1 pseudogene is annotated in these 245 nt (G+C 39.2%); it reads left to right on the forward strand.

Annotated features, from left to right (window positions below):
- Nucleotides 1–245 (forward strand): annotated as a pseudogene (locus tag NRL14_RS21000) (IS110 family transposase); the annotation flags it as partial.

Raw genomic sequence — 245 nt, forward strand, 5'->3', positions numbered from 1 at the left:
TGGGCTGACCGTAAACACGATATTTGTGAAATAAATCGTGACACAAATACACAACATTTAAGTGTGATTTCCTCTGAGCCTAAGTCAATTAATGCATGGGCGCTTGAGTTAAAACAACGCTACAACGGCAGATCTGTTGCTGTCGCGTGTGAGCTAAAAAAAGGCCCACTTATATATGCACTCAGTAAATTTAAGCACATTGTATTATTTGTGATTAACCCATCAAGTGTTGCTAAATACCGTGC

It is taken from the genome of Pseudoalteromonas sp. 20-92 (genome assembly GCF_030847595.1).
GTDB classification, from domain to species: domain Bacteria; phylum Pseudomonadota; class Gammaproteobacteria; order Enterobacterales; family Alteromonadaceae; genus Pseudoalteromonas; species Pseudoalteromonas fuliginea.